Source organism: Bacillus songklensis (assembly GCF_042649685.1).
GTDB classification, from domain to species: domain Bacteria; phylum Bacillota; class Bacilli; order Bacillales; family Bacillaceae_H; genus Bacillus_BA; species Bacillus_BA songklensis.
In genome coordinates this window covers 1-1,704 of the sequence record NZ_JBHRZT010000019.1, presented here as the reverse complement: position 1 = coordinate 1,704, position 1,704 = coordinate 1, and the positions used below count along the sequence as shown (strand labels likewise).

Here is a 1,704-nt window from a genome sequence, read left to right as displayed (position 1 = left end):
CCGCTTGGCTATAGCCCAATATAATGGTGGAGGATGACGGGATCGAACCGCCGACCCCCTGCTTGTAAGGCAGGTGCTCTCCCAGCTGAGCTAATCCTCCATTGTCGTTTTACTGACGACAAGATAATATCTTACTTCAAAACTTCGCAGAAGTCAACATCCGCGAAGTTTTGAAGTGAAAATTATTGTTCTTAAACATAATTATAAAACGCTCCCTGATTCGTCTCTTCTTTTCTCTACCCACCTTTCATGCACAAACTGAATACACTCTTCAATAGCAGCCGTTCGACTACATTTCATACTCCTAGCTAATTCATCCAATAAGCGCATCGATTCTTTCTTCATCTTTAAGGTCATTCTCTTTCGATGCTGAGACACATAAGCCGAATTAGTTGGTTGGTTAGGCATTCTCTTCTCCTCCTATCTTTTTCTTTTAAAAGTTCGAGATGAAAAAGGTCTTCTCCTCTTAAAAATGGGTACCCAAAAGGTACCCATTTTTAAGAGGTTGGGTGTCTTTTGGGTACCTAACCTTTTTAAAAGTGATATTAAGATTTTACAAAAATGGTTAGTTTGTTTTTCTTGTATACTCTATACAAAACTAGTTTACATAATCATGTTTTAGAGGAAGTGAGCAAAAATCAAAACCCTTGGTGCCCAAAGGTTTTCACGTCGTCCGTTTTTATCGTTTATGCAGGATTTTATACATCGTTGATGAATCAACGTTTAAGTGCGCTGAAGCGCGTCCGGAGATGCATAAAAAAGTGGGGTTTTATGCAAAGTTAAAGTATCAAAAAAGTGGAATATCCATAGCAAAGATCGCCCATTACTCTGGAGTCTATAAGGCGGTCTTATCTATATGTATGCTACATGACCGTTCGTTATTTCTCGACGTTTTTTCTATCCTCGTCCAAGCCCTCAGACTTCGTTTTAAACCCTATATTAATCAATCTAATATAAAATACATTCCAACAACTAAAAAATACTTAAAACATTTGTACAAACTTCTTCTTATCCCTTACACTACTCCCTCACTCATCCTCTTCCATCCCTATCTTCATCTATCCCACACCTTCTATTTTCCATTGCCTTCCGTACCTAGGTTATTTATCTAAGGTCCCAGGCAAACCGTCACGGAATGGAAGGATGGAAGGCCGTGACGGTTTGCCTGGGACCGGTCCTCCGTCTGAGCACATAAATATCAAATGATCGTGGGATAGGAAAAACCCTAATAGCTCAAGTATTAGCAGTTAATAAATGGAGTAAGGGAGCTACCCCGTTTATTGCTCATTTATTACCCGTTTTTTAATAAGTTTATTGTGTTTAAATATGTGTCATAAGAAACATATTTAAACACATGTTAAAACACATATTTAAACATTTAATGCAATATCATTGCATATCAAACAAAGCTTAAGCTTTGTTGATCCATCTTAAGATGGGCTTATGCTTTCAAGAAATTATAGAAAAGTGGATGGGTCGGATGGCTGTTAAAGACTTCTCGTCGCTTTTCAGCTGCAAACACATTGCGTAAGCTTCCGAAGAAGTACCCGGTAAAGGCTTTTTTTACTCGTTTTTGTTTATAGGCAAAGACCGATCCTTTAAAGGTTTGGATGACAAGAGACAATAACTCCTCTACAGGTGTGTCTAGACGGCTTATTTTGTGCGCTAGACGGACTTTTCCCCATAAACGATAGATTTCCTTTG

Annotated in this window: 1 protein-coding gene, 1 tRNA gene and 1 pseudogene; all 3 read right to left on the bottom strand. The window is 38.5% G+C overall.

The annotated features are described in order from the left end of the window. Window positions 1–24: 24 nt before the first annotated feature. Window positions 25–100 (bottom strand) — tRNA-Val (locus ACFOU2_RS03015). 101 nt (window positions 101–201) lie between these two features. Continuing rightward, the gene (locus ACFOU2_RS03010) at window positions 202–408 is read right to left on the bottom strand and encodes a ribbon-helix-helix protein, CopG family (RefSeq protein WP_377912058.1); all 207 of its coding nucleotides are present in this window, start codon (window positions 406–408) and stop codon (window positions 202–204) included. A 1,033-nt stretch (window positions 409–1,441) separates the two neighbouring features. Next, window positions 1,442–1,704: pseudogene (locus ACFOU2_RS03005) on the bottom strand (transcriptional regulator); the annotation flags it as partial.